The organism is Maritimimonas sp. 2210JD6-3, from assembly GCF_056591795.1.
The window spans coordinates 1-26557 of record NZ_JBWQOJ010000022.1 but is presented as its reverse complement, the minus strand read 5'-3'; the positions used below and the strand labels follow the sequence as shown (position 1 = coordinate 26557).

The 26557-nt window shown below is 32.0% G+C and carries 28 protein-coding genes and 2 tRNA genes; 13 read left to right on the top strand and 17 right to left on the bottom strand.

The window, feature by feature from the left end; all coding sequences use genetic code 11:
• Nucleotides 1-56: 56 nt before the first annotated feature.
• From mreC to rodA, 4 genes are read left to right on the top strand one after another with little or no spacing between them, the layout of a single operon-like run.
• A complete protein-coding gene (gene mreC / locus AC1EUY_RS10265; RefSeq protein WP_480195440.1) occupies nucleotides 57-830 on the top strand; it encodes a rod shape-determining protein MreC in 774 nt (257 codons plus the stop codon).
• Nucleotides 823-1329, top strand: a complete 507-nt coding sequence (mreD, locus tag AC1EUY_RS10260) for a rod shape-determining protein MreD (RefSeq protein ID WP_480195439.1) — start codon at nucleotides 823-825, stop codon at nucleotides 1327-1329. Before mreC ends, mreD begins: the two co-directional genes overlap by 8 nt.
• Entirely contained in the window at nucleotides 1330-3282 is a 1953-nt protein-coding gene (gene mrdA, locus AC1EUY_RS10255) for a penicillin-binding protein 2 (protein WP_480195438.1), read from the top strand.
• A gap of 4 nt (nucleotides 3283-3286) precedes the next feature.
• Nucleotides 3287-4564 (top strand): rod shape-determining protein RodA, encoded by a 1278-nt coding sequence (rodA, locus tag AC1EUY_RS10250; RefSeq protein WP_480195437.1) that lies wholly within the window; start codon nucleotides 3287-3289, stop codon nucleotides 4562-4564.
• On the opposite strand, the gene AC1EUY_RS10245 is transcribed toward rodA, so the two are convergent.
• The 4 genes from AC1EUY_RS10245 to proS form a co-directional block, all read right to left on the bottom strand.
• Nucleotides 4565-4852, bottom strand: coding sequence for a hypothetical protein (locus AC1EUY_RS10245; RefSeq protein WP_480195436.1), 288 nt, complete (start codon nucleotides 4850-4852; stop codon nucleotides 4565-4567).
• A 128-nt stretch (nucleotides 4853-4980) separates the two neighbouring features.
• A complete protein-coding gene (gene rpsT / locus AC1EUY_RS10240) occupies nucleotides 4981-5232 on the bottom strand; it encodes a 30S ribosomal protein S20 (RefSeq protein WP_480195435.1) in 252 nt (83 codons plus the stop codon).
• A 91-nt stretch (nucleotides 5233-5323) separates the two neighbouring features.
• Nucleotides 5324-5395 (bottom strand) — tRNA-Glu (locus tag AC1EUY_RS10235).
• 78 nt (nucleotides 5396-5473) lie between these two features.
• Nucleotides 5474-6949 (bottom strand): proline--tRNA ligase, encoded by a 1476-nt coding sequence (gene proS / locus AC1EUY_RS10230; protein WP_480195434.1) that lies wholly within the window; start codon nucleotides 6947-6949, stop codon nucleotides 5474-5476.
• A 101-nt stretch (nucleotides 6950-7050) separates the two neighbouring features.
• Here proS and AC1EUY_RS10225 point away from each other — a divergent pair, with 101 nt between their 5' ends.
• Both AC1EUY_RS10225 and AC1EUY_RS10220 read left to right on the top strand, forming a co-directional pair.
• Nucleotides 7051-8238: a hypothetical protein gene (locus AC1EUY_RS10225; protein ID WP_480195433.1), complete on the top strand. Its 1188-nt coding sequence runs from the start codon at nucleotides 7051-7053 to the stop codon at nucleotides 8236-8238.
• A gap of 20 nt (nucleotides 8239-8258) precedes the next feature.
• Nucleotides 8259-9629, top strand: a complete 1371-nt coding sequence (locus tag AC1EUY_RS10220) for an OmpP1/FadL family transporter (RefSeq protein WP_480195432.1) — start codon at nucleotides 8259-8261, stop codon at nucleotides 9627-9629.
• A gap of 53 nt (nucleotides 9630-9682) precedes the next feature.
• Here the strand turns inward: AC1EUY_RS10220 and crcB are convergent, their stop codons facing one another.
• From crcB to AC1EUY_RS10205, 3 genes are read right to left on the bottom strand one after another with little or no spacing between them, the layout of a single operon-like run.
• Complete coding sequence (gene crcB / locus AC1EUY_RS10215; RefSeq protein ID WP_480195431.1) at nucleotides 9683-10048, bottom strand: fluoride efflux transporter CrcB; 366 nt, start codon at nucleotides 10046-10048, stop codon at nucleotides 9683-9685.
• A gap of 2 nt (nucleotides 10049-10050) precedes the next feature.
• Nucleotides 10051-11148, bottom strand: a complete 1098-nt coding sequence (locus tag AC1EUY_RS10210) for a BT_3928 family protein (RefSeq protein WP_480195430.1) — start codon at nucleotides 11146-11148, stop codon at nucleotides 10051-10053.
• On the bottom strand, nucleotides 11149-11685 hold the full coding sequence (locus AC1EUY_RS10205; RefSeq protein ID WP_480195429.1) for a DUF1599 domain-containing protein: 537 nt from the start codon (nucleotides 11683-11685) through the stop codon (nucleotides 11149-11151). It lies immediately after the preceding gene.
• A 297-nt stretch (nucleotides 11686-11982) separates the two neighbouring features.
• Between AC1EUY_RS10205 and folP the strand changes: the two genes are divergently transcribed.
• The 3 genes from folP (at nucleotide 11983) to AC1EUY_RS10190 (ending at nucleotide 14341) form a co-directional block, all read left to right on the top strand.
• Nucleotides 11983-12807, top strand: a complete 825-nt coding sequence (gene folP / locus AC1EUY_RS10200; protein WP_480195472.1) for a dihydropteroate synthase — start codon at nucleotides 11983-11985, stop codon at nucleotides 12805-12807.
• A 63-nt stretch (nucleotides 12808-12870) separates the two neighbouring features.
• Complete coding sequence (locus AC1EUY_RS10195) at nucleotides 12871-13479, top strand: ExbD/TolR family protein (protein ID WP_480195428.1); 609 nt, start codon at nucleotides 12871-12873, stop codon at nucleotides 13477-13479.
• Between the two features lie 49 nt (nucleotides 13480-13528).
• Nucleotides 13529-14341: a diadenylate cyclase gene (locus AC1EUY_RS10190; RefSeq protein ID WP_480195427.1), complete on the top strand. Its 813-nt coding sequence runs from the start codon at nucleotides 13529-13531 to the stop codon at nucleotides 14339-14341.
• A gap of 6 nt (nucleotides 14342-14347) precedes the next feature.
• Here the strand turns inward: AC1EUY_RS10190 and AC1EUY_RS10185 are convergent, their stop codons facing one another.
• Nucleotides 14348-16114 carry an ABC transporter ATP-binding protein gene (locus AC1EUY_RS10185; protein WP_480195426.1) on the bottom strand — a complete coding sequence of 589 codons (1767 nt, stop codon included), beginning with the start codon at nucleotides 16112-16114 and terminating at the stop codon, nucleotides 14348-14350.
• Nucleotides 16115-16117: 3 nt separating this feature from the next.
• Nucleotides 16118-16864 carry a tRNA pseudouridine(38-40) synthase TruA gene (gene truA, locus AC1EUY_RS10180; protein ID WP_480195425.1) on the bottom strand — a complete coding sequence of 249 codons (747 nt, stop codon included), beginning with the start codon at nucleotides 16862-16864 and terminating at the stop codon, nucleotides 16118-16120.
• Between the two features lie 69 nt (nucleotides 16865-16933).
• Between truA and AC1EUY_RS10175 the strand changes: the two genes are divergently transcribed.
• Nucleotides 16934-17431: a metallophosphoesterase family protein gene (locus AC1EUY_RS10175; protein WP_480195424.1), complete on the top strand. Its 498-nt coding sequence runs from the start codon at nucleotides 16934-16936 to the stop codon at nucleotides 17429-17431.
• On the opposite strand, the gene AC1EUY_RS10170 is transcribed toward AC1EUY_RS10175, so the two are convergent.
• From AC1EUY_RS10170 to AC1EUY_RS10155, 4 genes are all read right to left on the bottom strand, one after another.
• The gene (locus AC1EUY_RS10170) at nucleotides 17428-19179 is read right to left on the bottom strand and encodes a tetratricopeptide repeat-containing sensor histidine kinase (RefSeq protein WP_480195423.1); all 1752 of its coding nucleotides are present in this window, start codon (nucleotides 19177-19179) and stop codon (nucleotides 17428-17430) included. The two genes, AC1EUY_RS10175 and AC1EUY_RS10170, sit on opposite strands and share 4 nt — an antisense overlap.
• A gap of 97 nt (nucleotides 19180-19276) precedes the next feature.
• Nucleotides 19277-19948, bottom strand: a complete 672-nt coding sequence (locus AC1EUY_RS10165) for a response regulator (RefSeq protein WP_480195422.1) — start codon at nucleotides 19946-19948, stop codon at nucleotides 19277-19279.
• A 116-nt stretch (nucleotides 19949-20064) separates the two neighbouring features.
• Nucleotides 20065-20445 (bottom strand): Ig-like domain-containing protein, encoded by a 381-nt coding sequence (locus tag AC1EUY_RS10160; RefSeq protein WP_480195421.1) that lies wholly within the window; start codon nucleotides 20443-20445, stop codon nucleotides 20065-20067.
• Between the two features lie 638 nt (nucleotides 20446-21083).
• Nucleotides 21084-21518 (bottom strand): DUF4293 domain-containing protein, encoded by a 435-nt coding sequence (locus AC1EUY_RS10155; protein ID WP_480195420.1) that lies wholly within the window; start codon nucleotides 21516-21518, stop codon nucleotides 21084-21086.
• Nucleotides 21519-21727: 209 nt separating this feature from the next.
• Between AC1EUY_RS10155 and rho the strand changes: the two genes are divergently transcribed.
• Nucleotides 21728-23320, top strand: a complete 1593-nt coding sequence (rho, locus tag AC1EUY_RS10150) for a transcription termination factor Rho (protein ID WP_480195419.1) — start codon at nucleotides 21728-21730, stop codon at nucleotides 23318-23320.
• 229 nt (nucleotides 23321-23549) lie between these two features.
• Nucleotides 23550-23622 (top strand) — tRNA-Met (locus tag AC1EUY_RS10145).
• 78 nt (nucleotides 23623-23700) lie between these two features.
• On the opposite strand, the gene AC1EUY_RS10140 is transcribed toward AC1EUY_RS10145, so the two are convergent.
• Entirely contained in the window at nucleotides 23701-24147 is a 447-nt protein-coding gene (locus AC1EUY_RS10140; RefSeq protein ID WP_480195418.1) for a hypothetical protein, read from the bottom strand.
• Between the two features lie 99 nt (nucleotides 24148-24246).
• Between AC1EUY_RS10140 and AC1EUY_RS10135 the strand changes: the two genes are divergently transcribed.
• On the top strand, nucleotides 24247-24402 hold the full coding sequence (locus AC1EUY_RS10135) for a hypothetical protein (protein ID WP_480195417.1): 156 nt from the start codon (nucleotides 24247-24249) through the stop codon (nucleotides 24400-24402).
• A gap of 69 nt (nucleotides 24403-24471) precedes the next feature.
• Here AC1EUY_RS10135 and AC1EUY_RS10130 read toward each other — a convergent pair whose 3' ends face one another.
• Genes AC1EUY_RS10130 through AC1EUY_RS10120 form a run of 3 tightly spaced genes read right to left on the bottom strand, consistent with a single transcriptional unit; the run spans nucleotide 24472 to nucleotide 26138 of the window.
• Nucleotides 24472-24690, bottom strand: coding sequence for a galactokinase family protein (locus tag AC1EUY_RS10130; protein ID WP_480195416.1), 219 nt, complete (start codon nucleotides 24688-24690; stop codon nucleotides 24472-24474).
• Nucleotides 24691-24709: 19 nt separating this feature from the next.
• Entirely contained in the window at nucleotides 24710-25573 is an 864-nt protein-coding gene (locus AC1EUY_RS10125; protein WP_480195415.1) for an N-acetylglucosamine kinase, read from the bottom strand.
• Nucleotides 25574-25586: 13 nt separating this feature from the next.
• Nucleotides 25587-26138, bottom strand: a complete 552-nt coding sequence (locus tag AC1EUY_RS10120; protein WP_480195414.1) for a LacI family DNA-binding transcriptional regulator — start codon at nucleotides 26136-26138, stop codon at nucleotides 25587-25589.
• Nucleotides 26139-26557: the final 419 nt, after the last annotated feature.

The window sequence follows — 26557 nt, the reverse complement described above, 5'->3', positions numbered from 1 at the left end:
CTATGCAGCAAATTGTAAACTTTATTATAAAGTACAAGTACTTTCTATTTTTTTTGTTGCTAGAGTTTATAGCGCTTTCGCTCACCATTAAAAATCATTCTTATCATCGTAGTAAATTTATTAATTCTGCTAATGCCATAACTGGTGGTATTTTTGATAGAATAAACTACTTTAAAGAATATTCAAATTTAGACGAGTATAATCAACAGTTACTCGAAGAGAATACTCGGTTAAAAAATATTATCGCGCAACAAAATATAGATACCACAGTAGAAATTAAAAGCATTGCTGACTCCGTAAAGTACCACCAACGATATTTATACCTTTCAGCTAGAGTTATTGATAACCAATATAATAGACGGTATAATTATTTGACTATTAATAAAGGAGAGAAAGATGGTATTCTATTCGATCAAGCTGTTATTAACAGTAAAGGAATTGTTGGGATTACGCAAACCGTTTCAGAAAATTTTGCCACAGTGCAATCAATTTTGAATGAGAACTCAAAAATCAATGTTCGACTAACAAAAAACTTACACTTTGGTTCTTTAGAATGGAATGGTAACGATTATAATATCATGCAACTTGCTGATTTACCTGTACAAGCAAATGTTCAAAAAGGTGATACTGTAATTACAGGTGGAAAATCTATCATTTTTCCAGAAGGAATACCCGTTGGTATTGTTCAAGATTTTCAAATTGAGAATAATGATTATCGTTTTGTAAATATTAAGCTTTTTAATGACATGAGTGCCATAGGACCTGTTAATGTTGTTGTTAGTCTTTACAAAGAAGAAATAGAAAATTTGAAAGAAAAATCTGATGAATAGTAATATACTACAAAGCATATTATTGTTTTTTGGGTTACTCATACTTCAGGTAACAATACTAAACAATGTTTTATTTAGAGGTTATATCAACCCATTTTTATATATATTGTTTGTGGTAATCTTTCCTTACCGAAAAGATCGTGGAGTTTTTCTTTTTTTGTGTTTTTTATTAGGGCTATCAATCGATTTCTTTTTAAATTCTGGAGGTATAAATGCAGCAGCAACATTGTTTGTAGGCTATATTAGATTACCGCTACTTAAACGAATTTTACGTAAACAAGAAATTGATTTTCCTGTATTTGATATTACCAAACTACCCTTTTTAAAAATACTCTCATTCGTATCTATTTTAGTCTTTATTCATAGCCTATTAATATTTAGTTTAGAATATTTTCAAGTAGGGCATTTTAAAACTATTCTATCTCGAACTTTTTTAACAAGTATATTTACAATAATTTTAACCCTATTTAGCGTTATACTATTAACAAGAAAGAAGTAAATGGATAGAAAGTATTGGGCATATTTTTCGATTATAGCAATAAGTATCTTATATATTTTTCGGCTCTTTTATTTACAAGTAGTTGATGATACTTATAGAGCTTCTCCATTAAACAATGCAGCAGTTAAAATAAAATATGACTATCCGCAACGAGGTTATATCTATGATAGAAAAGGAAAACTATTAGTTGCCAATCAGCCTACCTACGATATCATGATCATCCCTAAAGATGTAAGAGCGATAGATACTACCGAATTTTGTAACCTTTTACAAATTAGCAAGGAAGATTACATTAAAAAAATTAAAAGAGCCACTACATATTCTAGACGTATTCCTTCCGTATTTTTAGCACAAGTTTCTAAAGAAAACTATGCGTTTCTTCAAGAGAAAATGTATCACTACAAAGGATTTTATATTCAGAAAAGATCCTTACGTGAATACCCTGTGAAAAGCGCTCCTAATGTTTTAGGATATATCGGTGAAGCTAATGAGTCTTTTCTTGAAAAGAATCCTTATTATCAATTAGGAGAATATATTGGTGTAAATGGCATAGAGAAAGAGTACGAAGAAATTCTAAGAGGTGTAAAAGGCGTTAAGTATATTCAAAAAGATAGATTTAACAAAGATATTGGTCCTTATAAAGATGGTATTTATGATACTGTAGCCATTGTTGGTAAAGATTTAACACTTACACTTGATATTGATTTACAACGATATGGTGAAGCTTTAATGACTAATAAGCGTGGCGGAATTGTTGCCATTGAACCTTCTTCTGGCGAAATTTTATCGCTTATATCTACTCCAACTTTTGATCCTAATTTAATGGTAGGTAGAAAACGAAGAGTAAATTCTACTTTATTATTAAATGATTCTGTTAACAAACCTATGTATGATAGAAGTTTGTTAGCGCAATATCCTCCAGGTTCTCCATTTAAAATTATCACAGGCCTTATCGGATTACAAGAGGGAGTTATAGATACGCAAACGCCATTCTATTGCTATGGCGGCTATAAATATGGACGTGCAGCCAGTAATTTTATGGGATGTCATTGTGGTGTTTATGGAGCTCCAATTCGTTTAAATAAAGGTATTTATAAATCATGTAATTCCTATTTTGCGAATGTTTTTAGACGAAGTATAGAAAAATACGATACAGCAGCCGAAGGAACCGATATCTGGAATAAACATGCTGAGAGTTTTGGCTTAGGAAATTTTTTAGGATATGATCTACCTACAGGAAAAAGAGGATTAATTCCCGACGCCAAATTTTACGATCGCTATTATCCTAGCGGAAGTTGGAGAGCTCCTACTATCATATCGAATGCTATTGGCCAAGGTGAAATATTAACTACGCCTATTCAACTTGCAAACATGACAGCTACTATTGCCAATAGAGGATTCTACTATACACCACATATCTTAAAGAAAATAGATGGTAAACCTATTCAAATAGAAAAATTTACAAAACCAAAAAGAACAACAATCGATTCAAAACATTTTGAACCTGTTATAGAAGGTATGTTTAACGTTGTTGAAAATCCTGGAGGTACGGCAAGATGGTCAAAAGTAAAAGACATAGAAATTTGTGGTAAAACTGGAACGGCCGAAAATTTTGTAAGCTACAAAGGTATTAGAGAACAACTTAAAGATCACTCCGTATTTATTGCCTTTGCACCTAAAGATAATCCCAAAATAGCCATCGCAGTGTTTGTTGAAAACGGTTATTGGGGCTCTCGATGGGCAGGACCTATTGCTACATTAATGATAGAAAAATATATTAAAGGCGAAATTACAAGACCTTGGGAAGAAAAACGAATGTTAGAGGGCAGTATTCAAGATGAATACGATAGAAATATTCAAATTCAAAAACAGCTTCGAGAAGAATATCTAAGACAACAAGAACTAAAAAGCCAGCAGGAATTAAAAAAGCAGCAAGAAACTATAAAGTCATAATTCGTTGAGAAAAAGAAAGAGTAACATATTTGCTGGTGTTGATGTTGTATTGGTCTTACTTTTCTTAGTCTTAGTACTATTTGGATGGATCAGTATCTATGCTGCCACCGTTGGTCAAAACGATACTTCAATTATAGATTTCTCTACGTTAGCTGGCAAACATTTGCAAAAGATGTTATTCGGTTTAGTACTTATTATTCTCACGCTTTCTATAGATGCTAAGTTTTATGAACGTTTTGCGGGTATAATTTATTTGGGCACTTTAGTGCTACTTATTGGACTATTCTTATTTGGGGCAAATATTAATGGTGCCACATCATGGTATAACTTTGGCGGTATTAGTTTACAGCCTTCAGAATTTGCAAAAGTTGGAGCAGCATTAGCGTTATCGAATTTTTTATCTGAACCAAATAATGACCTTAAAAACTTTAGAATGCAGTTAAGAGCATTTGCTATTTTAGCCGTACCATCCATTTTAATCATTTTACAACCAGATGCAGGATCTGCATTGATATTTTTTTCGCTTGTTTTTGTGATGTATAGAGAAGGTCTTCCTACATATTATATGGGTATTGGCCTAACTGCCATCATCTTATTTGTAGTAACTCTAGTATTAGGTTTAAAGTATTCTTTAAGTATTGTATTATCTCTTGTTACCCTTTTCTTTATTTATCTAGCGAGATCGAATAGTAATATATTTAAACGTGAGTGGATCAAATTTTTAATGGTTTATATTGCGATTGCCCTCTTTATTTTTAGTGTTAGTTATGTTTATAATAATGTATTTGAGCAACGCCATAGAGATCGATTTGCGATCGTTTTAGGAAAAACTTCAGATACACAAGGTATTGGCTATAATACCAATCAATCTATGGTTACAATTGGTTCTGGCGGTCTTACTGGAAAAGGTTTTTTAGAAGGTGATAGAACCCAAGGTAACTTCGTACCAGAGCAACATACTGATTATATTTTTAGTACTGTTGGAGAAGAATGGGGATTTTTAGGTACCACAGCAATCATATTAATTTTTACTGCCTTTATTTTACGTATCATTCAATTAGCAGAACGACAAAAATCAAAATTCAGTCGTATTTTTGGCTATTGCGTAGCAACTATATTCTTCTTTCACTTTATGATTAATGTTGGTATGGTAATAGGACTTATACCAACTATCGGGATTCCACTTCCATTTTTTAGTTATGGAGGCTCATCACTTTGGGGCTTTACATTATTGCTATTTATATTTATCCGCCTAGATGCAGATAGAACCTATGATTGGTAGTTAAGAATTAAAAAACCTGTATATAAAGTTATTTTTTTTCTGCTTTACACTTTTTTCCTTTTCGGAAATATGTCTTCTTAATTCTAGGAAATCTTCTTTAGAGATTTCTATAAAATCATCCCACTCTTTAGAGTCGTTAACAAACTTTTTAATACTACTGTATGCTCCTACCCTAAAAAGTACCTCTTTAGTGCTTTTAAGTGTATTTACAGATGTTTTGTAAAGCATGATGGCTTCCTTACCCATTAAGACGTAGGTAATATCGCTAGTATCAAGTTCTCTTTTCATCATTCAACATTTCAAATAGAACACTCGTAACAGAGAAAGTCCTACCCAAACATATTGAATAACAATTTTATCAAAACAAAAAAGACAGCAAATAAGCTGTCTTTTTAAATATTTTAAAATCTTTAAAATTAAAGAGCTGCTACATATCTAGTTAACTTAGATTTTAAATTAGCTGCTTTATTCTTATGAATAACATTCTTTTTTGCTAATTTATCAATCATAGCTACTACCAATGGTAACTGTGTTTCAGCGTCTTTTTTCTTTGTTTCGGCGCGTAAATTTCTTATAGCATTTCTCGTTGTTTTATGCTGAAATTTATTTCGTAAGCGCTTCGTTTCGCTGTTTCTAATTCTCTTTAATGCTGACTTATGATTTGCCATCTTATTTTGTTTATTTGTTTAACCGTTTAATCGTTTAGTTTTCTTCTTTGCTAAGCGAATAAACAAATACACGATTTAACTTTTCAATTTGTAGCCCGTAGGGGAATCGAACCCCTGTTACCAGGATGAAAACCTGGCGTCCTAACCCCTAGACGAACGGGCCATTATGTTGCTTTAACTTTATTAAGCGAGTGCAAAAATAAAACATTTTTTATTCTCTGCAAGTACTTTTTAAAAAAATTTAATACGCCTTCGCAAAAAGTACTCTTCTTATAGATTTATTGCCCGAAAAAACACAATTTCCATCTTCTTCTTTAGTATCTAAAGGGATACAGCGTATGGTTGCCTTAGTTAATTCTTTAATCTTTTCTTCAGTTTCAGAAGTTCCATCCCAATGCGCAGAAACAAAACCTCCTTTATTTTCAATTACATTTTTAAATTCTTCAAATGAATTCACCTCTTCAATATGTTCATCTCTATAATTTAATGCTCTTTTATAAAGACTTTCTTGAATTTCCTTTAAAAGTGAATCTACGGTAGCAGTAATATCTTCTTGAGCGATTGTTTCTTTTGTTAATGTATCTCTACGAGCCAATTCAACTGTCCCATTTTCTAAATCGCGTTGCCCCATCGCTATACGTAATGGCACACCTTTCAATTCATATTCTGCAAATTTCCATCCTGGTTTATGCGTATCTCGATTATCAAACTTTACCGTAATTCCTTTCGCTCTTAATTCACGCATTATGATATCAGCTTTGGCAGAGATCGCTTCTAGCTGTTCCGTTCCCTTATAAATGGGCACAATTACCACCTGAATAGGTGCTAATTTTGGAGGTAGTACTAATCCATGATCATCAGAATGTGTCATAATAAGTGCCCCCATTAATCGTGTAGAAACACCCCAAGATGTAGCCCAAACATACTCTTGTTTTCCTTCTTTCGATGCAAACTTTACATCAAATGCTTTCGCGAAATTCTGTCCTAAAAAATGAGAGGTACCCGCTTGTAAGGCCTTACCATCTTGCATTAATGCTTCAATTGTGTAGGTCTCTAATGCTCCAGCAAAACGTTCACTTTCGGTTTTTGTTCCTTTAATCACAGGTACAGCCATAAAGTTTTCTACAAAATCAGCATAAACACCTTGCATTTGCTCTGCTTCTTTTATAGCCTCCTTTTCTGTAGCATGCGCCGTATGACCTTCCTGCCAAAGAAATTCAGAGGTTCTTAAAAACAATCGAGTTCTCATTTCCCAACGAACAACATTTGCCCATTGATTCACTAAAATGGGTAAATCTCTATACGATTGCACCCATTTTCTATAGGTATCCCAGATGATCGTCTCTGAAGTAGGTCGCACAATAAGCTCCTCCTCTAGTTTTGCAGTCTCATCAACTACAATTCCTTTACCATCTTCAGCATTCTTTAGTCTATAATGTGTAACAACTGCACATTCCTTTGCAAAACCATCAACATGACTTGCTTCTTTACTAAAATAAGATTTAGGTATAAACAACGGAAAATAGGCATTCTGATGACCTGTTTCTTTAAACATTCTATCTAATTCTGCTTGCATTTTCTCCCAAATCGCAAATCCATAAGGTTTGATTACCATACAACCTCTTACTCCTGAATTTTCAGCCAAATCAGCTTTCACCACTAATTCGTTATACCATTTAGAATAATCTTCGCTTCTTTTCGTTAAATTTTTACCCATATTGTATGTTTGGCACAGATATTGTGTTAAATAAATCACAAATTAATCGCCTACAAAGCTAAATATAATTTGTAATTTACAATAAGAAAAAGCCATTGGATATGAAATTAAATAATTACACCATTAGAAAACCCCTATTCTTAACTTTATTAGGTCTTATCCTATTAAGTTCTACCACATCATGTATTGTATATAGAGAAGCATCAACCGCAACTGAAGATGACGGAATTTACGCATCAGAAGATAAAAAAGTAGTTGTGGTAAACAATGAAAATTCATCAGCTTATCAAGATTATTTTAAAAGAGAAGCTGAGCGTTATGCTGATATTACAGAAGATGATGTTTTTACTGATGTAGATTCAATTTACTATGACGAAGAAAATCAAAACGGTGCTTGGGAGCACACAGATCAAGTCGTTATAAGTATTAATTCTGGTTTTAACAACGGTTGGAACAACTGGGGTTGGGGTTGGAATGATCCTTGGTTATATGGTAACAGATGGGGCTGGGGCTGGAACAACTGGGGTTACGGCGGATTTTATGACCCATGGTGGGGTGGTAGCTTCGGTATAGGCTATGGAGGCTTCTGGGGTAACCCATACAGATATAACAGATGGTGGAACCGCCCATTTTATGGAGGTAGATATTATGGTGGATTTTATGGAAATAGATTTTACGGTAATAGGTATAATTACGGAAGACGTTATGCATATAATGCTACTAACCGTTTAGGAACTTCTGTTAATAGAAGAAATAGTGCTAGAACGAGTTCAAGAACTATTGCAAATAGAAATAGAAATTCAAATACATATAGACGTGGCAGTACTAGTGGTGTTCGTAGAAGCACATCATCTACTAGAAGATCTTCAATAACAAGAAATCCTGTTTCGAGACAAGATTTTAGAGTACGAAATTCTTCTCCTGGTGTAAGACGATCATCAACATCTGCAAGGAGAAGTAGCTCACAAGTAAGGCGCTCAACAAGCCCAACTAGATCTAATAGTATTAGAAGAAATTCTGGAACAAGAACATCGTCTTCTATCTATAGACCAAGAACTTCACAGAGAAGCATATCACCAAGAAGTTCAAGTAGTAGAACAAGAACCTACAACTCGAGATCGAGAAGTAACTCTTATAGAAGCAATCGATCATCGAAAACTCCTAGTAGAAGCTATAGATCTTCACCGAGTAGAAGCTCAAGTAGCAGATCTTCTGCAACTAGAAGTTCTTCTTCAAGAAGTAGTTCATCTCGATCAGCAACCAGATCTTCAAGTTCAAGAAGACAATAACCGAGAAAATTTAAATACGAATGAAAAAATTTATTTTCCTTATAGGAGGATTACTATCCTCTTGGGCAATTACTGCTCAAAATATAGAGAATCAAGCCCTAAGTTATAGTGATGCTGCTATTTTATTCTCAAATACTATAGATAATGGCACAGCACGATTTAATGCTATGGGAGGAGCCTTCGGTGCACTAGGTGGTGATTTATCAGCAATAGGCATCAATCCTGCGGGAACAGCGGTTTTCAAAAATTCGGAATTCGGAATTTCTTTTGGTGTGAGAGGTACAGATATTAAAACTTCTTTCTATGGAAATACCTTATTAAATGAAGATACGTATTCTAATCTCACTCAAGGTGGAGGAGTTTTAGTATTTGATGCTAATAGACGCTCAAACTGGACTAAATTTGCCATAGGCTTTAATTACAGTTTAGCTAATGATTTTGAAAATAATTGGATTATTCAAGGAACTAGTCCTTTTACTCCATTAACAGATTTTTATGACTCCGATGTAGTTTTTGAAAATGCCGAAGAACAGTTATTTACCAATCAAAGCAATGGTGAAAATGGAAAGTTCACCTTATCATTTGCATCAGAGTTAGAAAATAAATTATATATAGGTGCTGCCATTAATACACATACTATTGATTTTGTGCAATTCGCTCAAGCTGAAGAATTAAATAGTGATATAGATGGTAATACTTTTGATGTATTAGCTACACAAAGATTACTCACATCTGGTAGCGGTGTATCCTTTAGTGCTGGTATTATAGCAAAACCATCACAAGAAGTTCGATTGGGTATCTCTGTACAGTCACCTACGTGGTATAGCCTTACAGAAATATTAGGTGAAAATGACCAAGTAACATTTTTTAATCGTGAAGAAGAAACTTTTAACCCTTTAGACTTATCTGAATTAGATTATAATATCACGACACCAGCAAAATTAACAGGTAGTTTGGCCTATATTTTTGGTAAACAAGGTCTCATTAGTTTTGATTATACTTATAAAGATTATGCAAATATTAAAATAAGACCTAGTGTGGACTTTAATGGAGAAAATCAAGATGTAAGAGCAAGTTTAAAAGGTGCTTCAGAATTTAGATTAGGAGGCGAGTTTAGATTTGATAATGTGAGTTTAAGAGGTGGTTATAGCTTTGCTGAAAGTCCATTTAAACAATCTCCAAACAACACTATTAAAAGAAGTTATGGTGATGTAACTGGATATTCTTTTGGTGTTGGTTTTAAATTTGGAAGTAATACGCGTTTAGATTTATCATACCAAAACTCAGAAACTTCAGATCAATTTAAATTTCAAGATATTGCAACTGCAGATCCTGCAAATCTAGATATTAACAATGATCGATTTACTGCTACATTGGTTTTCGGATTATAAAAAGAAACTATACAGAATAAAACAAAAGCCTAAGTAATTTTGTACTTAGGCTTTTACTTTACTAAAAACATCCCTAAGAATACAGCAGCAAATCCTACTATAAAACTACCCACTGCATACAAAAAGAAATTCAGAAAATCTCCTGATTTTAAAAACACATGATTTTCATAAGCGAAGGTAGAAAATGTAGTAAAACCACCGCAGAAACCCGTCGCTAATAACAGCAATTGATTTTGAGAAAGTGTATCGTTCTTAGCAGCAAATCCTAAAATCAATCCTATTAAGAAACTTCCTAAAACATTGGCAAAAAATGTTCCATAAGGAATGCCTGAAGTTTCACTATTAAAGTATTTAGATACTAAAAATCTGGCAATACTACCAAAGCCACCGCCAACAAAAACAAGCAATAATTGCTTCATAGTTAGAACTTTACTTTTTCAATATCATTAGCATTCCATTTGCCTGTAATAGTACCTTTACTAATAGTTACAATACCTGGATTTGCTCGAATCATTGTTTTTATAGTTGTCTCGTCACAAAAAAGTTGTTCAAAATTAAAACCATATTCTTCTTTTAAAACGTCAAACTCTTCTTTTGGAGAAGCCGAAAAAGCAAAAACTTCATACCCTTCTTGCATAGCAATATTTGAGAGTTCTTTGATTGCTGTTAAATTCTCTGTATCTGTCTTTGAAATATTATACATAACCATCAACATTAATTTATCTAATTTCATGAGGCGCTGCGTCAAATCTTCACCCTCTTTTTCCATGGTAAAATCATGAATAGGTGGCTCGTATCCTTTTTCTAAAAGTTTTGTTTTTCTATCTACAAAAGTAGCTCCTTCTAGTTCCCAAGGTTTTTCTTCGGTAGTAAACTCTTTCTCTTCTCCATTTACATTGTAGATCCAAGTGTCTTCATATTTATCTTTCTTTGCCCCATCGGGTACAGTCATACCCTCTGGAATATTTTTACCAACAGCATATGCTCTAAAATCGATAATTGGCAGATGTATCAATACATGATAGACAATATATAAAAAGGAAGCAAAACTTAAAATTGTTACTAATTTGGTGATCTTTTCACTGACAAAAGGTGTGATTAGTTTATTTTTAAATACTAAAAAAGCTATTAAAACAATTAAAAGTATGTTCTTATAGAAGGTCTCCCAAGGTGTTAATGTTATCGCGTCACCAAAACAACCACAGTCTGTTACCTTATTATAATAGGCAGAATACCACGTAAGAAATAGAAATACCAATGTTAATACAAATAAACTCCATACTGTAATTTTAGATTTAAAACCAATTAACAGCATCACACCTAACATAATCTCTGCAAGTATAAGCAGTATAGAGAAAGGTAACGCATACGGAATCAAAAACTCTAAATTTAATACCCCAGCACTAAAATATTCTTCAAATTTATATTGAGAACCAATTGGGTCAACAAGTTTTACAAAACCAGAAAAAATAAAAGTTATTGCAACAAAAACACGAACAATTTGAACTAAAATTTTCATCTATATATTCATTAAAATTAATGCAAAAACGGCATAATTAATCATATCTTGATAATTCGCATCAATCCCTTCAGAAACCAATGTCTTTCCTTTATTATCTTCTATTTGTTTTACTCGTAAAAGTTTTTGAAGAATCAAATCAGTTAATGAACTAATGCGCATATCACGCCAAGCTTCGCCGTAATCATGATTTTTATCTTGCATTAAACTCTTGGTAACGCTAATGTGCTTATCATATAATTGAGTTGCTTCAGCTACATTTAAATCAGGTTGTTCAACCACTCCCTTTTCTAACTGTATGAGTGCCATCACAGCATAATTAATAATACCCATAAACTCAGGCTTTTCATCTTCATCGACTTTACGTGTTTTATTTTCTTGCAATTGCCTTATACGCTGTGCTTTGATAAAAATTTGATCGGTTAATGATGGAAGCCTCAGTATTCTCCAAGCACTTCCATAATCTTTCATTTTATTGATAAACAGCGTTCTACACGTAGCTACTATTTCGTCATACTGCTCAATTGTCTCTTGCATGAAGCTTTTGTTAAATTATCGAACGAATTTATAAAAAACTACGCATATATTGTTTTTCAAATATGTATTTTTACTTGACTAACACTAGTACTATTTGTAAATAAAAAAGGCTGCTTTACAGCAGCCTTAACAATTATATGTCGCTAAACATTTATAATACCTCTCGAAGATTTGAGAGAATACACAAATATAATATATATTTTTGTCTTTTTTGTTAAAAAAAATCAAAAAAATGCTCAAAAAACAGCATTTCAGAAACTTAAAATAAAAGTCAAAATTCGTTAAATAACAATGTCTCTGTATATAAATTGTAAGGGAAAATTAATAGACTTATCCATTCCAAGAGTAATGGGTATCTTAAATATTACTCCAGATTCTTTTTATGACGGAGGTAAGTATAAAACAGATAAAGCCATACTAATTCAAGTTGAACAAATGCTGTTAGAAGGCGCCACATTTATAGATATAGGTGGTTATTCATCAAGACCAGGCGCTAAACATGTTGAAGAAGATGAAGAACGTAAACGTATTTTACCTATCATTGAGTTATTATTAAAGAACTTTCCCGAGGCATTAGTATCTATAGATACCTTTAGGAGCACTATTGCAAAGCAATCTATAGAATATGGTGCTGCTATTATTAATGACATTTCTGCGGGTTCATATGATAGCAATATGTTTAATACGGTTGCAGCGCTCAATGTTCCTTATATCTTAATGCACATGCAAGGCACTCCTCAAAACATGCAGCAAAATCCTCATTACAAAGATATTACCCAAGATATACTATTATTTTTTTCAGAAAAGGTAAAACAGTTACGAGATCTAAAAGTAAATGACATTATTATTGATGTAGGGTTTGGTTTCGGAAAAACTTTAGCACATAATTTTGAATTACTTAATAAGCTAGCTCTTTTCAAAATGCTTGAATTACCCATATTAACGGGTTTATCAAGAAAATCAATGCTTTATAAATTATTAGATACTTCTGCACAAGAAGCGTTAAACGCAACGACTTCTGCTAATACAATTGCACTATTAAAAGGAAGCTCCATTTTGCGTGTTCATGATGTAAAAGAAGCTATAGAGGCTATAAAAATTGTTGAAGCCTTAAAACAATAGTTTACGATAGTTGCTCGGCATTATTTTTGTGGTTTTAAAGAGAACATCTTAACACCTATTATTATGAGCAATTATGAATCTCCTCAAATCAATGCAGGATCTATGGCAGATATTGCATTTTTATTATTGATCTTTTTTCTAGTAAGTACTACAATGGATAATGACATCGGTATTCTAAAGCAATTACCAGACAAAGAATCGAACGTTAATATCACCTTAAACGAACGAAATGTTTTTGAAATTTTTATCAATCAGAATAATGAAATTCTTATTGAAGGTACAGAAAAAACAGCGCTGGGTGATATTCAGTTAAACGTAATTGAATTTATTGACAATGCTGGCGGTAAAGATCAAAACGGAAACATTTGTGATTGGTGCAGTGGCACAAAAAAGAAGCATCTATCTGACCATCCTGCAAAAGCTATTATAGAATTGGTAGCGAGTAGAAAATCTTCTTATGGGACCTATATTGCTGTTCAAAATGAACTAAATGCTGCGTATTATCAATTGCGAAATAAACTTTCTTTATCGCTTTATGGAAAAAGCTTTAAAGAGATCGAAACCAATTATAGAAAAGATAAAAGTAATTTGATACTAAAGGAAAAATTTGAAAATATTAGGAGTAAATATCCTATATTAATTTCTGAAAAACAATCTCAAATACAATCTTAATAAATCTGTCAATAGTAAAAATATCATTTTTGTAAAGTAGTATAAATAATTGTTACATTTACAAAAACCTTATGATCGCTTGGACGCACTTGACTTCGTAAATTTTCGATTTTTAGACATTTTAGATATTGTTTTAGTAGCACTACTACTCTACTATGTTTACAAGTTAATTAGAGATACCGTAGCTATCAATATTTTTTTAGGGATCGCCATTATTTATCTCATCTGGAAACTTACTGAAGTACTTAAAATGGAACTGCTCAGCGATATTTTGGGTAAGTTTTTAGGAGTAGGTTTTATTGCAATGATCATAGTATTTCAACAAGAAATTCGAAAGTTTCTTCTTGTTATTGGCTCGACCAATCTTGCTTCGAGAAAAGGGCTTCTTAAAAAACTAAGCTTTTTAAAATCTGATGAATTTATAACAACCGATGTTAATACGCTTGTGAAAGCTTGTGAGGAAATGGCTCAAACCAAAACTGGTGCTTTGATTGTGATTGAACGAAACAGCAATTTAGATTTTGTAAAGCAGTCGGGTGACAAAATGAATGCCGAACTTAATAAACCTTTATTAAAGAGTATTTTTTATAAGAACAGCCCATTGCATGATGGTGCCATTGTTGTAGAAGATAATATTATAACGGCTACCAGAGTGGTATTACCCATCGATAACAATTTACAAATACCTGCTCGTTTTGGTCTCAGACATAGGGCAGCTATTAGTATTACCATGCGCTCAGATGCTGTTGCTTTAATAGTGTCTGAAGAAACCGGACAGATATCTTATGTGAAAAATGGTGAATTTATCTTATTTGAAGATACGCAGAAATTGATTGATATTTTACGTGAGGATCTTGAGTAGTAGTAATTAGCTCGCTAAAGCAGTAGCAAATTGAATTTCATATAATTTACTATAATACCCTTTTTGTTTTAATAGTTCTTTATGAGTTCCTTGCTCAACAATTTCTCCTTTTTCCATTACTATAATTCGATCTGCTTTTTTAATGGTGGCTAATCGATGTGCAATAACTATCGAAGTGCGTCCTTTCGTAATTTTATTCGTTGCTTTTTGAATCAGTTTTTCAGATTGAGAATCTATAGAAGAAGTAGCTTCATCTAATACCAATATTCTCGGGTTACTAACATATGCCCTTAAAAAAGCAATTAATTGCCGTTGACCTGCCGAAAGCATTACCCCTCTTTCTTTTACATTATAGTGATAGTTATTTGGTAAGCTCATAATAAAATCATGTACCCCAATGATTTTGGCAGCTTCTTTAACGTCTTCTAATGTGATGGAGTTATCATTTAGCGTTATATTGTTATAGATTGTATCTGAGAATAAGAAAACATCTTGCAATACCACCGCAATCTCATCACGTAAAGAATGAAGTTCAAATTCGTTTATAGGAATAGTATCAATACATATTGTACCAGAATCAATATTATAAAAGCGGTTTAATAAATTTATAATTGTAGATTTTCCTGCCCCAGTAGCACCAACCACAGCAATCGTCTCTCCTTCTTCCACCTTAAACGATATTCCTTTTAATACAGGTTCCTCTTTTATATAGCTAAAGTGTACATCTTTAAACTCAATACTACCTTTTATACTATTTGCCAACTGTTTACCATTGTCAATCTCTTGATCTTTAGTATCTAGTAGTTTAAAAACTCTATCTGCGGCTACCATTCCCATTTGTAATGTATTGAACTTATCAGCTATTTGACGTAGCGGTCTGAACAACCCTTGACACATCATAATAAAAGCAATAATCTCGCCAGCTGTTACTGAAGAATCAATTGCAGCTCTCAACCCACCAAACCAAACAATTAAACCTACAACTATAGAAGGAATTATTTCGGCAATAGGAAAAAATATAGAATTGTACCATACCGTTCGTATCCATGCTTTTTTATGATTGTTATTAATTGCCTTAAACGCTTCATACTCTACTTTTTCTCGTGTAAAAAGCTGAACTATTTTCATGCCCGTAACTCGCTCTTGAACGAAAGTATTCAAATTAGAAACCTGATTACGCACATCGATAAAAGCAGATTTCATTGCTTTTTGAAAAATTTTTGTAGCATACACTAGTATAGGCAAAGCAACGAAAGCTATGATCGCTAGTTTCCAATTCATCCAAAGCATAACACATGAAATTACGAGCATTGTAAGCAGATCACTAATAATCATAAAAAGACCTTGCGCAAAAATACTGGCTATGGTTTCTATATCAGATACAACCCTTGTTACTAATTTCCCAACAGGTGAAGTATTGAAAAATTGCATTTTAAAACGAAGCATATAATCAAATAGCTCTGTGCGTATATCTTTAATAATATGCTGCCCTAACCAATTCGCAAAATAGATAAACATAAACTGAAAAAGAACTTGCGAAATCAACACTAAAAGCATTAACAACGTATAATTCAATAATCCATTCGCATCTCTGTTCGATAAAAAATTATTGACAATCTCTTTTAATAAAATTGGATTTGCAGCAGCGAGAAATGCTCCAGTAATTACAGAAAAAGCGGCTATTATAAAATAAAGACGATACTTTCTAACATACGAAAGTATCCTTTTAAATAATTTTACATCAAAAACTTTTCCAGTTACTTTACTTGCCATTCGCTATAAAAATATCTCTTTAAGGTATGAAACTTTAGTTAAAAATAATCCTTGTGCTGGAACAGAAAAACCAGCTTTTGTTCTATCTCTACTTTCAATAATATTTGTAAAATCAGTTATCGTTATTTTTCCCAAACCTACATCAATTAAAGTACCCACTATGGCGCGAACCATATTTCTTAAAAATCGATCAGCGGTTATGTAAAATATTAGTTCATTTTTTTTCTGTTTCCAAAACGCCTCAGTAATTTTACAATTATATGTTTTTACATCTGTTTTAGATTTTGAAAAGCACTTAAAATCTGTATATTCTTTTAAAATCGATGCAGCATCATTCATCGCCTCAATATCTAAGTTATGTTCATACAACTGCCACCTTGTATCAACCAAAAACGGATTTCTACCTAACCAGATTCTGTACTCATAACTTCTACTTACAGCATCAAACCTTGCATGTGCATCTTTTTTTACTGAGATAATATCTTTAATCACAATAGCATCTGGCAAAAAGGCATTCATTCTTTTTGTAAGCTCGATGCGATCTATATCTTCATCAAAATCAAAATGGGCAAACAATTGTTCTGCATGTACCCCAGCATCTGTTCTACCCGCTCCTATTACATTGATCTCTTTGCGCACTAACGTAGAAATTGCTTTGTTAACCTCTTCTTGAATTGAACTTGCATTAGGCTGTAATTGCCAACCATGATAATTTTTCCCATTATAAGAAAGCTCAATAAAGTATCTCAAGAAGTTCTATTTTTGTAACTAGCAAAGATATAAAAACACAAAGTTCTAATTCTTAATTCATTCATAAAATTGACACGTATTTTACTTTTATCTGACACGCATAGCTATATAGATGCCCAAATACTAAAATTCGTAAATCAAGCAGATGAAGTATGGCATGCAGGTGATATTGGTGATTTAAAAGTAACAGATGCTATTAAAAGCATAAAACCCTTACGCGCTGTTTATGGAAACATAGATAACAAGACAATTCGAAATGAATTTCCGTTAGACAGTATTTTTAAGGTAGAAGATGTTTCTGTAGTTATAACGCATATTGGAGGCTATCCCGAAAAATATTATCAAAGAGTAAAAACACTATTGTTAGCACATAAACCCAATCTTTATATATGTGGCCATTCACATATTTTAAAGGTTATGAGAGATCACAAACTAAACCTACTACATATGAATCCTGGGGCTGCAGGTAAACATGGTTTTCATAATGTACGAACTATGTTACGTTTTACAATCGATAAAAAAGAGGTTAAAGACCTTGAAGTAATTGAATTAGGACAAAGAGCTTAGACTATCTGCTCTTTAAACTTAATAGGTACTGAAATAAAAATATTGGTACCATTTTCTTTTGAAGAAATGATATTAAAAACACCTTTCATCACTTTTATTCGTGCTTCTATATGACTCAACCCAAGACCATCTTTACCTCGTACTGTCTTAGGATTAAACCCAATACCATCGTCACTAACACGTACACTCAGCATATCATTATTTCGATGCGCCAACATAATAGTAGCATTTGATGCCTTACTATGTTTTAAAATATTATTGACGAGTTCTTCAACAATATTGTGAATTTTTATTTCAAAATCTGGGTCATAACGTTTTATACCATCATCATCACTATGTAAGGTAATTTCTGAGTTTGAATATTTCTGGCACATATCGTGCACGGCAAAAGCCAACCCGAACTTTAATAGCACCGAAGAAATAAGTTCATGAGAGAGGTCTCTAATTTTTACCGATGCCTCATTTACAATAGCTTGTGCCTTGGTAATTTCTTGAGGCGCTTCTTTTTTTAATTGTGCTTTCGTTGCTTGTAAATGCAGATTTGCAGAGGAAAGTAATGCACTTACACTATCATGTAAGGTTTCAGCAATCGCTTTACGTTCTTTTTCTTTAGCATCTACCGTTGCATTGATAATTTTGGTTTGCGATTCGTTTTCTAAGTGTTCTAACTTGTTTTGTTGTTTTAAACGATAGTTGCGATAGAAAATATAAGATAAGACTAATAAAGAAAGGAAGGCGAAGGCTGCACCGTAAAAACGTAATTGTGCGTTTTCTCTTTTTTGTTTCTCTTCTTTTGCTATACTCTCTTGTTTTTCGTAATTAAACCTAGCTCCGATTTCTGAAATATTTTTAGAGATTGCTTTTTGAGTAAGACTATCATATAAATCCGTAGCTTTTTCTAGATAGTAATAAGCTTGCTCAAATTGATCTAACTCTTCATTTACATAGGCTAAATTATATAACAACAGATTCTTTGTCTCTAGACCATTTATACTTGAATCGTTTTTAATCAAATCTAAAGCATTTATATACAACTCCTTTGATTTCTTAAATTCTTTTTTACCATAATAAATACCACCTAAATTTAAAAAAGCACTAGCAGTTAAAACCGGATCATTTTGGCTTTTTCTAATCTCTAAAAATTTTTGACCGAATTTCTCTGAGGTATCAAAATCTCCCTTATCGCTTGCAATAACACCCAAATTATTATATGCTTTGGCTATTAAATCTTTATCACTTGTTTCAGAAGAAAGTTCAGTAATTTTTGTAAAGTAATAATTCGCAGTATCTAAATTTTCTAAATTATAATAGACTCTACCAATATTTAAATAACTATTTAAAAGACTGATTGAGTCATTAACCAAAATTGATCTTTGAGAACTTAAGTTAAAATATTGTAAAGCCTTATCAAAATTTCTTTCTTCTTCAAATAACTCTCCTAAATAAGTAGTGTACTTAATGAAATACTTATTCAAACCCTCACCTTTAATTCTATTCAGATTTTCTAGAAGTATTGAAACTCCCATTTCTTGTTGGCTGTTATCAATATAAATTTCGGCAAGCTTTAAATTTAATTCTAAACTATTTTCTAGTTCTTGAAATAGGTGAGTCTCTTTTAATCTTTGAACAATGTCAATAGCCTGTTCATAATCTTTTGCATTAATTGCACTTTCTATTTTATTATAAGCTATTACTTTCTCTAAATTTACTTGCTGACATACAACTACATCTAGAGAAAAAACAAGCATTATCAAAAAATAAAATAACGTCCATTTAGAGTTATAACTTAAAGTTCTAGTGAACATTGAATTAAATATTTATTCGATCATCCATTAACCAACTAAATTATACTATTTGATTTTTCATAGCAAAAATAGCCAAACCAACGCTATTTTTTACATTAACTTTACGGATCAAGTTTTTGCGATGAGTTTCCACCGTACTTTCACTAATATGTAGGGCTTCACTAATTTCTCGTGTAGTATATTGCTGCGCAATGAGTTTTAATATTTGAAATTCTCTTCTAGTTAAGGAATTGATCAACACGCCTTCTGGATTTTTTTGATCACCCATGGGCTTACCAATTAAGGTTTTCATCATTTTTTCCTTGATATCATCACTAAAGTACTGTTCCCCATTGAAGACTTTTCGAATAGCCTTTACGATATGTTCACCTGCTGACTTTTTAGGAACAAAACCCTTAGCGCCCATCCCCAACACCTCTTTTACCAATTTGATATCATCATAACTTGATAAAATAATAACATGCGGTACATCATCAAACGTAGCAAACTTCTTTAATACTTCAATACCATCTAATTCAGGCATATTAATATCCAACACCAATACATCGGCACTATGCTCATGAAACCAATCCAACACTTGATTTCCATTTAAAGAATACCCAACTACCTCGATATCTTGTTCTAATTCTAATACTGCCATCACGCCATCAATTAGTATTTGATGATCATCAGCTATATGTACTGCAATTTTATCGTCTAAAAGACTGTCCATTTTTTAACATCGTTTAGTTAATCATATAAACACAAAAGCAGTGCTTATATTGTGTAAAAAACAAAAAATCCGATGCAAATTTGCATCGGATTTATTTTTAAAATATTAATTGAAATTTAGAAAACCTTTTTTTTAGGTTTCTTTGACACTAATAATTTAGAATTAGCTTCTACAATTGAGGCCACGTCAAAACTACCTTCAAAATAACTATCAAAACTTAAAGAGCCATTACCCTTAATAGATAGGATATATTCTTTACTTTGTTTTGAATCACCATTTTCAATTAAGTATATTTTAAATTCACCATCAACCAATGCTGAACTCACTGTAGTATTCGCATCGACAGTAAATGTTATTGTCTTTGCTTCATTATCTATCACCGCGTACGATTCTAGTAAGGTTCCGTCAATGTCTTTTAAGATTTCTTTTGGGTTTTCTATATTTGTAAAAGATGCAAATACAAAAGCCATAGCACAAACAAGTAGTACTTTTTTCATGATAAAGGGAGTTTAAGAGTTATTATAAAAAGTCTGACTAATCCTGAGTTAGTTTAGAGTTATGTTTAGCATGTGTCAGACATTTCAAATGTATTGGCGATTAAACTTCAAAACAATAGTGAAAACAATGATTTTTAAAAATACCCAGAAACCATGAGTTTCTACCCAGAAACCATGAGTTTTAGTATTCAAAACGCGCAAATAAAACTAAATTTTGTTGATAACTACAAATAAATGTTAATAATTTTTACATCATAAGTATTTAAAATACTGTATTTCAGTTTTTTATGATTTTTTAATTTTTTTGATATTATTAATCATCACAACCAATATTTTATTACTTTAGTCAACGAGGTAGGAATCTCCTAAATTTTATTAAATAGAGATATATTTAAATGTATGTTTTTATTTATCCCCTTCCTGTCTCCCCTTATTACTGCAAGGAGTATATTTTAATGTTTAGCGACAATCTCTAATTACTCCAAGTTTGTATTGCAAAAATATACTCGACGCAAGTTGAGTTTTGCAAAAAAATGAGCCCAGAGAATTTAAATTCTCTGGGCTTTTTTATATACAGAAATAAAAAAGGCTATTAAATAATAACAGCCTTTACACACAATATAACTAAGATGTTAGAATTATCGTAATCTATCTACAGATTTTACGAGATTTTCATCCTTTTGTATTGCTCTATTAGCAAACACCAATAGCAACACATTTAGAATAGGTAAGAAAAGCCCAATACCCTTCTCTGAGATATTATTCATCTCTCCAGATAAACTTAGTACATAGTATAACAATATTCCTAGTAAAAAAAGATTAATCAAAATATTAAATCGATTCAGTATAAATTGAAGCTTTCTATTGCGAAACATGAATAGAGAAAACAGCGATACTAATGCTACAACAATAAAAAAAACTGGAACCATTTTTAAGAATACGTCTTTATTATTTAACAAGTTAAAAGCATACACAACGGCATCGTTCTGTTTCCATAAATTGAAAACAAAAATTAATCCCGCAGATAAAATAGCTACCAATAATAAATATACGCTCTGTATTCTTTGTATCATTTTTTAAAATAATAAGCGCAAAAATACATGAATCTTTTTAAGAAATAAAGTTTGTAAGTAAAAATAAATTTGTATAATTGCAGCGTTAATGTAGGTATTACTTCTCTACAAAAGCGTCATACTTATCAAATCATTGTTATAATTTATTATAAAACTCGCAAAGGAATATTCCTTTTATATCTAAACCTTATTTACATATACAGACTCTAATGTTTGAAATTGAATCATTAAAAGAAAAAAAGCTTGTTGAATTACAAGAAATAGCAGAAAAAATTGGTGTATCAAAGTTTCGTCAATTAAAAAAACTAGATCTAGTTTATCAAATTCTAGAAGTACAAGCTGCTAACCCTCCTGTACAGAATACAACAGAAAGAAAGCCAAAACCGCAACGTAAAAGAGTTTCTAGACCAAGAAATGAGAAACCTACTGAAGGCACTAAATCCGAAACCATTTCAAAAGAAAGTCCTTTAAATCCCCAATCACAAGAAACTAAAAGTACTCCCGTAGCTGCGAAAAAAGAACCTAGTATTGAAGAGGATAAAGCAAAGGATACTGAAGCAGAAAAACAAAACAGGCCTAAACCTGAACAACGTAGAGAAAATAAGGCTAGAAATAACAACAACGCAAAAAATCAACATCAAAAAGGGAATAAGCGTCATGGAAAATACCGTGATCCCGATTTTGAATTTGATGGTATTATAGAAAGTGAAGGTGTTTTAGAGATCATGCCTGATGGATATGGATTTTTACGTTCTTCTGATTATAATTATTTAAGTTCTCCGGATGATATTTATGTATCACAATCTCAAATAAAATTATTTGGCTTAAAAACTGGAGACACCGTAAGAGGAAATGTAAGACCTCCTAAAGAAGGAGAAAAGTACTTTCCATTAATTCGTGTTTCGTTAATCAATGGATTAGACCCTAGTATTGTAAGAGATCGTGTTGCTTTTGAACACTTAACGCCTCTATTTCCAAAAGAAAAATTTAATCTCGCTGAAAAAGGGAGTTCTACTTCGACCAGAATAATTGACTTATTCTCACCTATAGGAAAAGGACAACGTGGTATGATCGTTTCACAACCTAAAACTGGTAAAACAATGTTACTTAAGGATATTGCAAATGCAATTGCAGCAAATCATCCTGAAGTGTATCAAATAGTACTATTAATAGATGAACGACCAGAAGAAGTTACCGACATGCAGCGTAACGTAAAAGGAGAAGTTGTTGCTTCCACTTTTGATGAACCTGCTGATAAACATGTAAGAGTAGCTAATATTGTTCTTGAAAAAGCCAAACGCTTGGTAGAGTGTGGACATGATGTTGTTATCTTATTAGATTCAATAACACGTTTAGCTAGAGCATATAACACGGTTGCCCCTGCTTCTGGAAAGATTCTTTCTGGTGGTATTGATGCAAATGCACTACACAAGCCAAAACGTTTCTTTGGCGCTGCTCGTAAAATAGAAAATGGTGGTTCTTTATCTATAATTGCTACTGCCTTAACTGATACTGGTTCTAAAATGGACGAAGTAATCTTCGAGGAATTTAAAGGTACTGGTAATATGGAATTACAGTTAGATAGAAATATATCTAACAGAAGAATTTACCCAGCAGTTGACCTTGTGAAATCTAGTACGCGTAGAGATGACTTACTATTAGACGAAACGACTGTTCAGCGTATGTGGGTAATGCGTAAATACCTTGCAGATATGAATCCTGTTGAAGCTATGGAATTCATTAGCGAAAAGATTAAATTCACTCAAAATAATCAAGAGTTTTTGATCTCAATGAATGGCTAACCATTAAAATTTACTAATTCAAATGATTGAAAGTCAAACACTCACTGTGTTTGGCTTTCTTTTTTATAAAAATACTTGCAAATAACTATGAAATATATGTATCTTTGCCGTCCACATCGCGGGATAGAGCAGTATCCTTCGACTACGCTCAGGATAAAGTACCTACTTTAGTTTTGAGACAAAACAACAAAACAATCAAGTATGAATAACTTGATTTTAAAATATAAATCGCGGGATAGAGCAGTAGGTAGCTCGTCGGGCTCATAACCCGAAGGTCACTGGTTCGAGTCCAGTTCCCGCTACTAGCAATGACAAGGGTTTCAAGAAATTGAGACCCTTTTTTGTTTCACTATGTGAAATATTTCCTCCATAAAACTAGCTTAATCTTGGTTTAAATACTCTTTTTCTTTCAGTAAAACATTAATCTTTTTGATAATTTCTCTATGCTTTTTTTGAGTGTCATTATCGTCAAGTAATCTTGTCAATGGTGTAAAAATTGGAATTATCGCTAATATGGTAGTTATAATAAACTGAACATTTTGAGGAATTGAACTTAGAAAGACATTTTTAAATATTCCGTTTTCACTCTTTTCAGCTAAAAATTGAAACAAAATAGGGAGAGAAAAATATAATATCATGAAAAGAACTAATGAAAAAAGTAAATAGTTTAAAGCTGTTTTCCATTTTGCTTTATTCTCTTTATCGATAATAATTGAACTTTCTTTTTTCTTTTCTAATAAGCCTACCCTATTCAATTGTTCTAAATCATTACTAATATTTATATTTATATCTCTCCCAACTTTTATATTTTTATTTTTATCAAACATTCATTACAAGTTGTAATTAATACTGCGGGCGAATTTAGAAAGATTTTCGATGAACTGTGAGCAAGCTAATCAAATACCTTTAGATACTACTTTAAAAAAATGGGATATACTGCTCTTAATAAACATTCAGGTGGTTCTGAACAGTGGTATGAAAACCCTTTACAAACAGAACGAACCCCAAGTTTTTCAGTCAATGATCAAAAAAATGTATGGCAGGATTTCGGCACTGGTGTGTTACATCATATCCTTTTTTGAAAATACATCCAAATCTTTTTAAAACACTAACAGCTGCAAATAAATAATTATTTTGCATCAAGGTTATGTTTAAAAACTGTTGTATCTATTTCTCTTGTCTGACAAGTATCTGGTGTAAACACTCTGAAAAATACCTAAATCATTTTCTATGGCTTCTAATTTAATATAACGATCAATAGCGCATGCTATAACTGGTAAACCAAGATAATCTTGATGATCACCAAACAAACAAATTCTACCTGGAGCTACCGAAGTAATTTTATTAGAAATATGATTTAATCTTTTCATAATCAAACAGAGTATATTACTAATTAATGAGTGAATTGGGTTCATTTTGTAACACAAAAGCCATTCTTTCTATTGGCCTTCTAACAAAAGATTCAACTTTATATCCTCTTTTTATGGCTTCTTCCTTTAAGTGAGATTGAAGCATATACCCTATTGTACCCACAAAATGTAAAGGAACTCTTTTTAACTCTTGATGGTATGCATCTATTAGGTTGTTGAACAGGTCATTAATTCCCTGATTTATTATTGTTTTTAAGTAATTATCATCTTGATTTTCAATCAAAAAAGAAGCGAAAGATGCCAGATACGCGCTTGGGTTATTTTTAGTGTACAAGCCATTCATAACCATCTTCTCACTCAAATTAAAAGACTCGAAAAAAATTTGTTGAATTTTTTCTGGCATTTTCCCGTAATAGTAGCTCCTGAGTAATTTTTTTCCAAAGTAATTACCACTACAATCATCCATAAGGCTATACCCAAATGCGGGTATTTTTTTTATGATTTCTGTACCATTAAAATAACAGCAGTTAGAACCAGTACCTAAAATACAAACTACCCCAGCCTTATTTGTAGTACCGTAAACGGCTATATATAGATCTTCTTCTATTTTGATCTTGGATTTAGGAAAATATTGTGTTAATGCTTTTTTTAATAATTCTTTTGGCTCATCTTCGGTACATCCGGCTCCACAAAAAAGAACTTCAGTAATCTTATTTTTATATGTACAAAGTTCTTTTGCTGTACTTATATTATAAACTATCTTATTAAAATCAAGAAGTAATGGATTGATGCCATGCGTCCTTTCTTTTAATATCCGATTGCCGTTCTCATCAATTAACACCCAATCACATTTCGTAGAGCCACTATCTGCTATAATCTTCATAAAACTAACTAATTTAATTTTGATGTTTATTAATTTCTTTTATTAATTTGTTAAAACATTTTTTTGAAATAAATTCATCATTCACATTGTACTCAAATTCATTAATACTTATCTCTACAAAAGGAAGAGAGAGATAGTGTTGTTTTGACATGAACATTTTGTCAAGTGGCCCCCTCATATCTAAAGAGTTTAATACAATAACCCCATCCACACTACCATCTGCAATAGATTCGAAACATTGCGCTTGTCTATGTTCACAATAAAAAGATTCAAGTATAATAACTCGGTACTCCTTATCAAATGCTTTTTTTTGAATTTTTGATAGGATATCCGAATAAAGAATGGTATTTATTTTTGGAACGATAAGAGCTATTATTCGAGTCTTTTTCTTTTTTAAAGCCTTTGCAATGGTATTTGGTCTATAATTTAAATCTTTGGCAACAGAAGTTATTTTTTCTTTGGTCTTATTGCTTATTTCATAACTGTTATTCAATGCTTTTGAAACAGTAGAAATAGAAAATCCTGTTATATTCGATAAGTGTTTTATTGTTATAGACGCAGACATTTATTTAATTTTTACAACTATAGCATTCATGAACGCTATGAAACAACTCAGAAGCCTTTTGAAAATATTCTAGACAGGTTTTTTTTGATCTATTGACAACTTTTAATTCAAATTCAATTCTCTTCGAACTTTCCTTCTTTCTAAGCGCATGAAACCACCCATTTGGAGTATGGATAATTACCCCCTCAGGAAGCTCCTCATATAAATGCAAATCATACTCACCCAATAACCAGTTTACATATTTCAAGAATAAATTTTCGTTACAAAACTTATTGTCAGAGATTAGTTCATAGTAAGGCTCATTATATAACATTTTGTTTGCCATCAAATTCCTAAACTAAAAATGATATCTTACAAAAGCTTCCATAGCAGCATAATCAGCTAGTCCTAAGGCGTTATATTTCTGTGCTGTAGCTCTG

Bases quoted from the DNA above. Each gene is read 5' to 3' on its own strand.
- mreD (WP_480195439.1), top strand. From the start codon at position 823: ATGAATAGTAATATACTACAAAGCATATTATTGTTTTTTGGGTTACTC.
- mrdA (WP_480195438.1), top strand. From the start codon at position 1,330: ATGGATAGAAAGTATTGGGCATATTTTTCGATTATAGCAATAAGTATC.
- AC1EUY_RS10245 (WP_480195436.1), bottom strand. From the start codon at position 4,852: ATGAAAAGAGAACTTGATACTAGCGATATTACCTACGTCTTAATGGGT.
- rpsT (WP_480195435.1), bottom strand. From the start codon at position 5,232: ATGGCAAATCATAAGTCAGCATTAAAGAGAATTAGAAACAGCGAAACG.
- proS (WP_480195434.1), bottom strand. From the start codon at position 6,949: ATGGGTAAAAATTTAACGAAAAGAAGCGAAGATTATTCTAAATGGTAT.
- AC1EUY_RS10225 (WP_480195433.1), top strand. From the start codon at position 7,051: ATGAAATTAAATAATTACACCATTAGAAAACCCCTATTCTTAACTTTA.
- AC1EUY_RS10220 (WP_480195432.1), top strand. From the start codon at position 8,259: ATGAAAAAATTTATTTTCCTTATAGGAGGATTACTATCCTCTTGGGCA.
- crcB (WP_480195431.1), bottom strand. From the start codon at position 10,048: ATGAAGCAATTATTGCTTGTTTTTGTTGGCGGTGGCTTTGGTAGTATT.
- AC1EUY_RS10210 (WP_480195430.1), bottom strand. From the start codon at position 11,148: ATGAAAATTTTAGTTCAAATTGTTCGTGTTTTTGTTGCAATAACTTTT.
- AC1EUY_RS10205 (WP_480195429.1), bottom strand. From the start codon at position 11,685: ATGCAAGAGACAATTGAGCAGTATGACGAAATAGTAGCTACGTGTAGA.
- AC1EUY_RS10195 (WP_480195428.1), top strand. From the start codon at position 12,871: ATGAGCAATTATGAATCTCCTCAAATCAATGCAGGATCTATGGCAGAT.
- AC1EUY_RS10185 (WP_480195426.1), bottom strand. From the start codon at position 16,114: ATGGCAAGTAAAGTAACTGGAAAAGTTTTTGATGTAAAATTATTTAAA.
- AC1EUY_RS10170 (WP_480195423.1), bottom strand. From the start codon at position 19,179: ATGCTTGTTTTTTCTCTAGATGTAGTTGTATGTCAGCAAGTAAATTTA.
- AC1EUY_RS10165 (WP_480195422.1), bottom strand. From the start codon at position 19,948: ATGGACAGTCTTTTAGACGATAAAATTGCAGTACATATAGCTGATGAT.
- AC1EUY_RS10160 (WP_480195421.1), bottom strand. From the start codon at position 20,445: ATGAAAAAAGTACTACTTGTTTGTGCTATGGCTTTTGTATTTGCATCT.
- AC1EUY_RS10155 (WP_480195420.1), bottom strand. From the start codon at position 21,518: ATGATACAAAGAATACAGAGCGTATATTTATTATTGGTAGCTATTTTA.
- rho (WP_480195419.1), top strand. From the start codon at position 21,728: ATGTTTGAAATTGAATCATTAAAAGAAAAAAAGCTTGTTGAATTACAA.
- AC1EUY_RS10140 (WP_480195418.1), bottom strand. From the start codon at position 24,147: ATGTTTGATAAAAATAAAAATATAAAAGTTGGGAGAGATATAAATATA.
- AC1EUY_RS10135 (WP_480195417.1), top strand. From the start codon at position 24,247: ATGGGATATACTGCTCTTAATAAACATTCAGGTGGTTCTGAACAGTGG.
- AC1EUY_RS10130 (WP_480195416.1), bottom strand. From the start codon at position 24,690: ATGAAAAGATTAAATCATATTTCTAATAAAATTACTTCGGTAGCTCCA.
- AC1EUY_RS10125 (WP_480195415.1), bottom strand. From the start codon at position 25,573: ATGAAGATTATAGCAGATAGTGGCTCTACGAAATGTGATTGGGTGTTA.
- AC1EUY_RS10120 (WP_480195414.1), bottom strand. From the start codon at position 26,138: ATGTCTGCGTCTATAACAATAAAACACTTATCGAATATAACAGGATTT.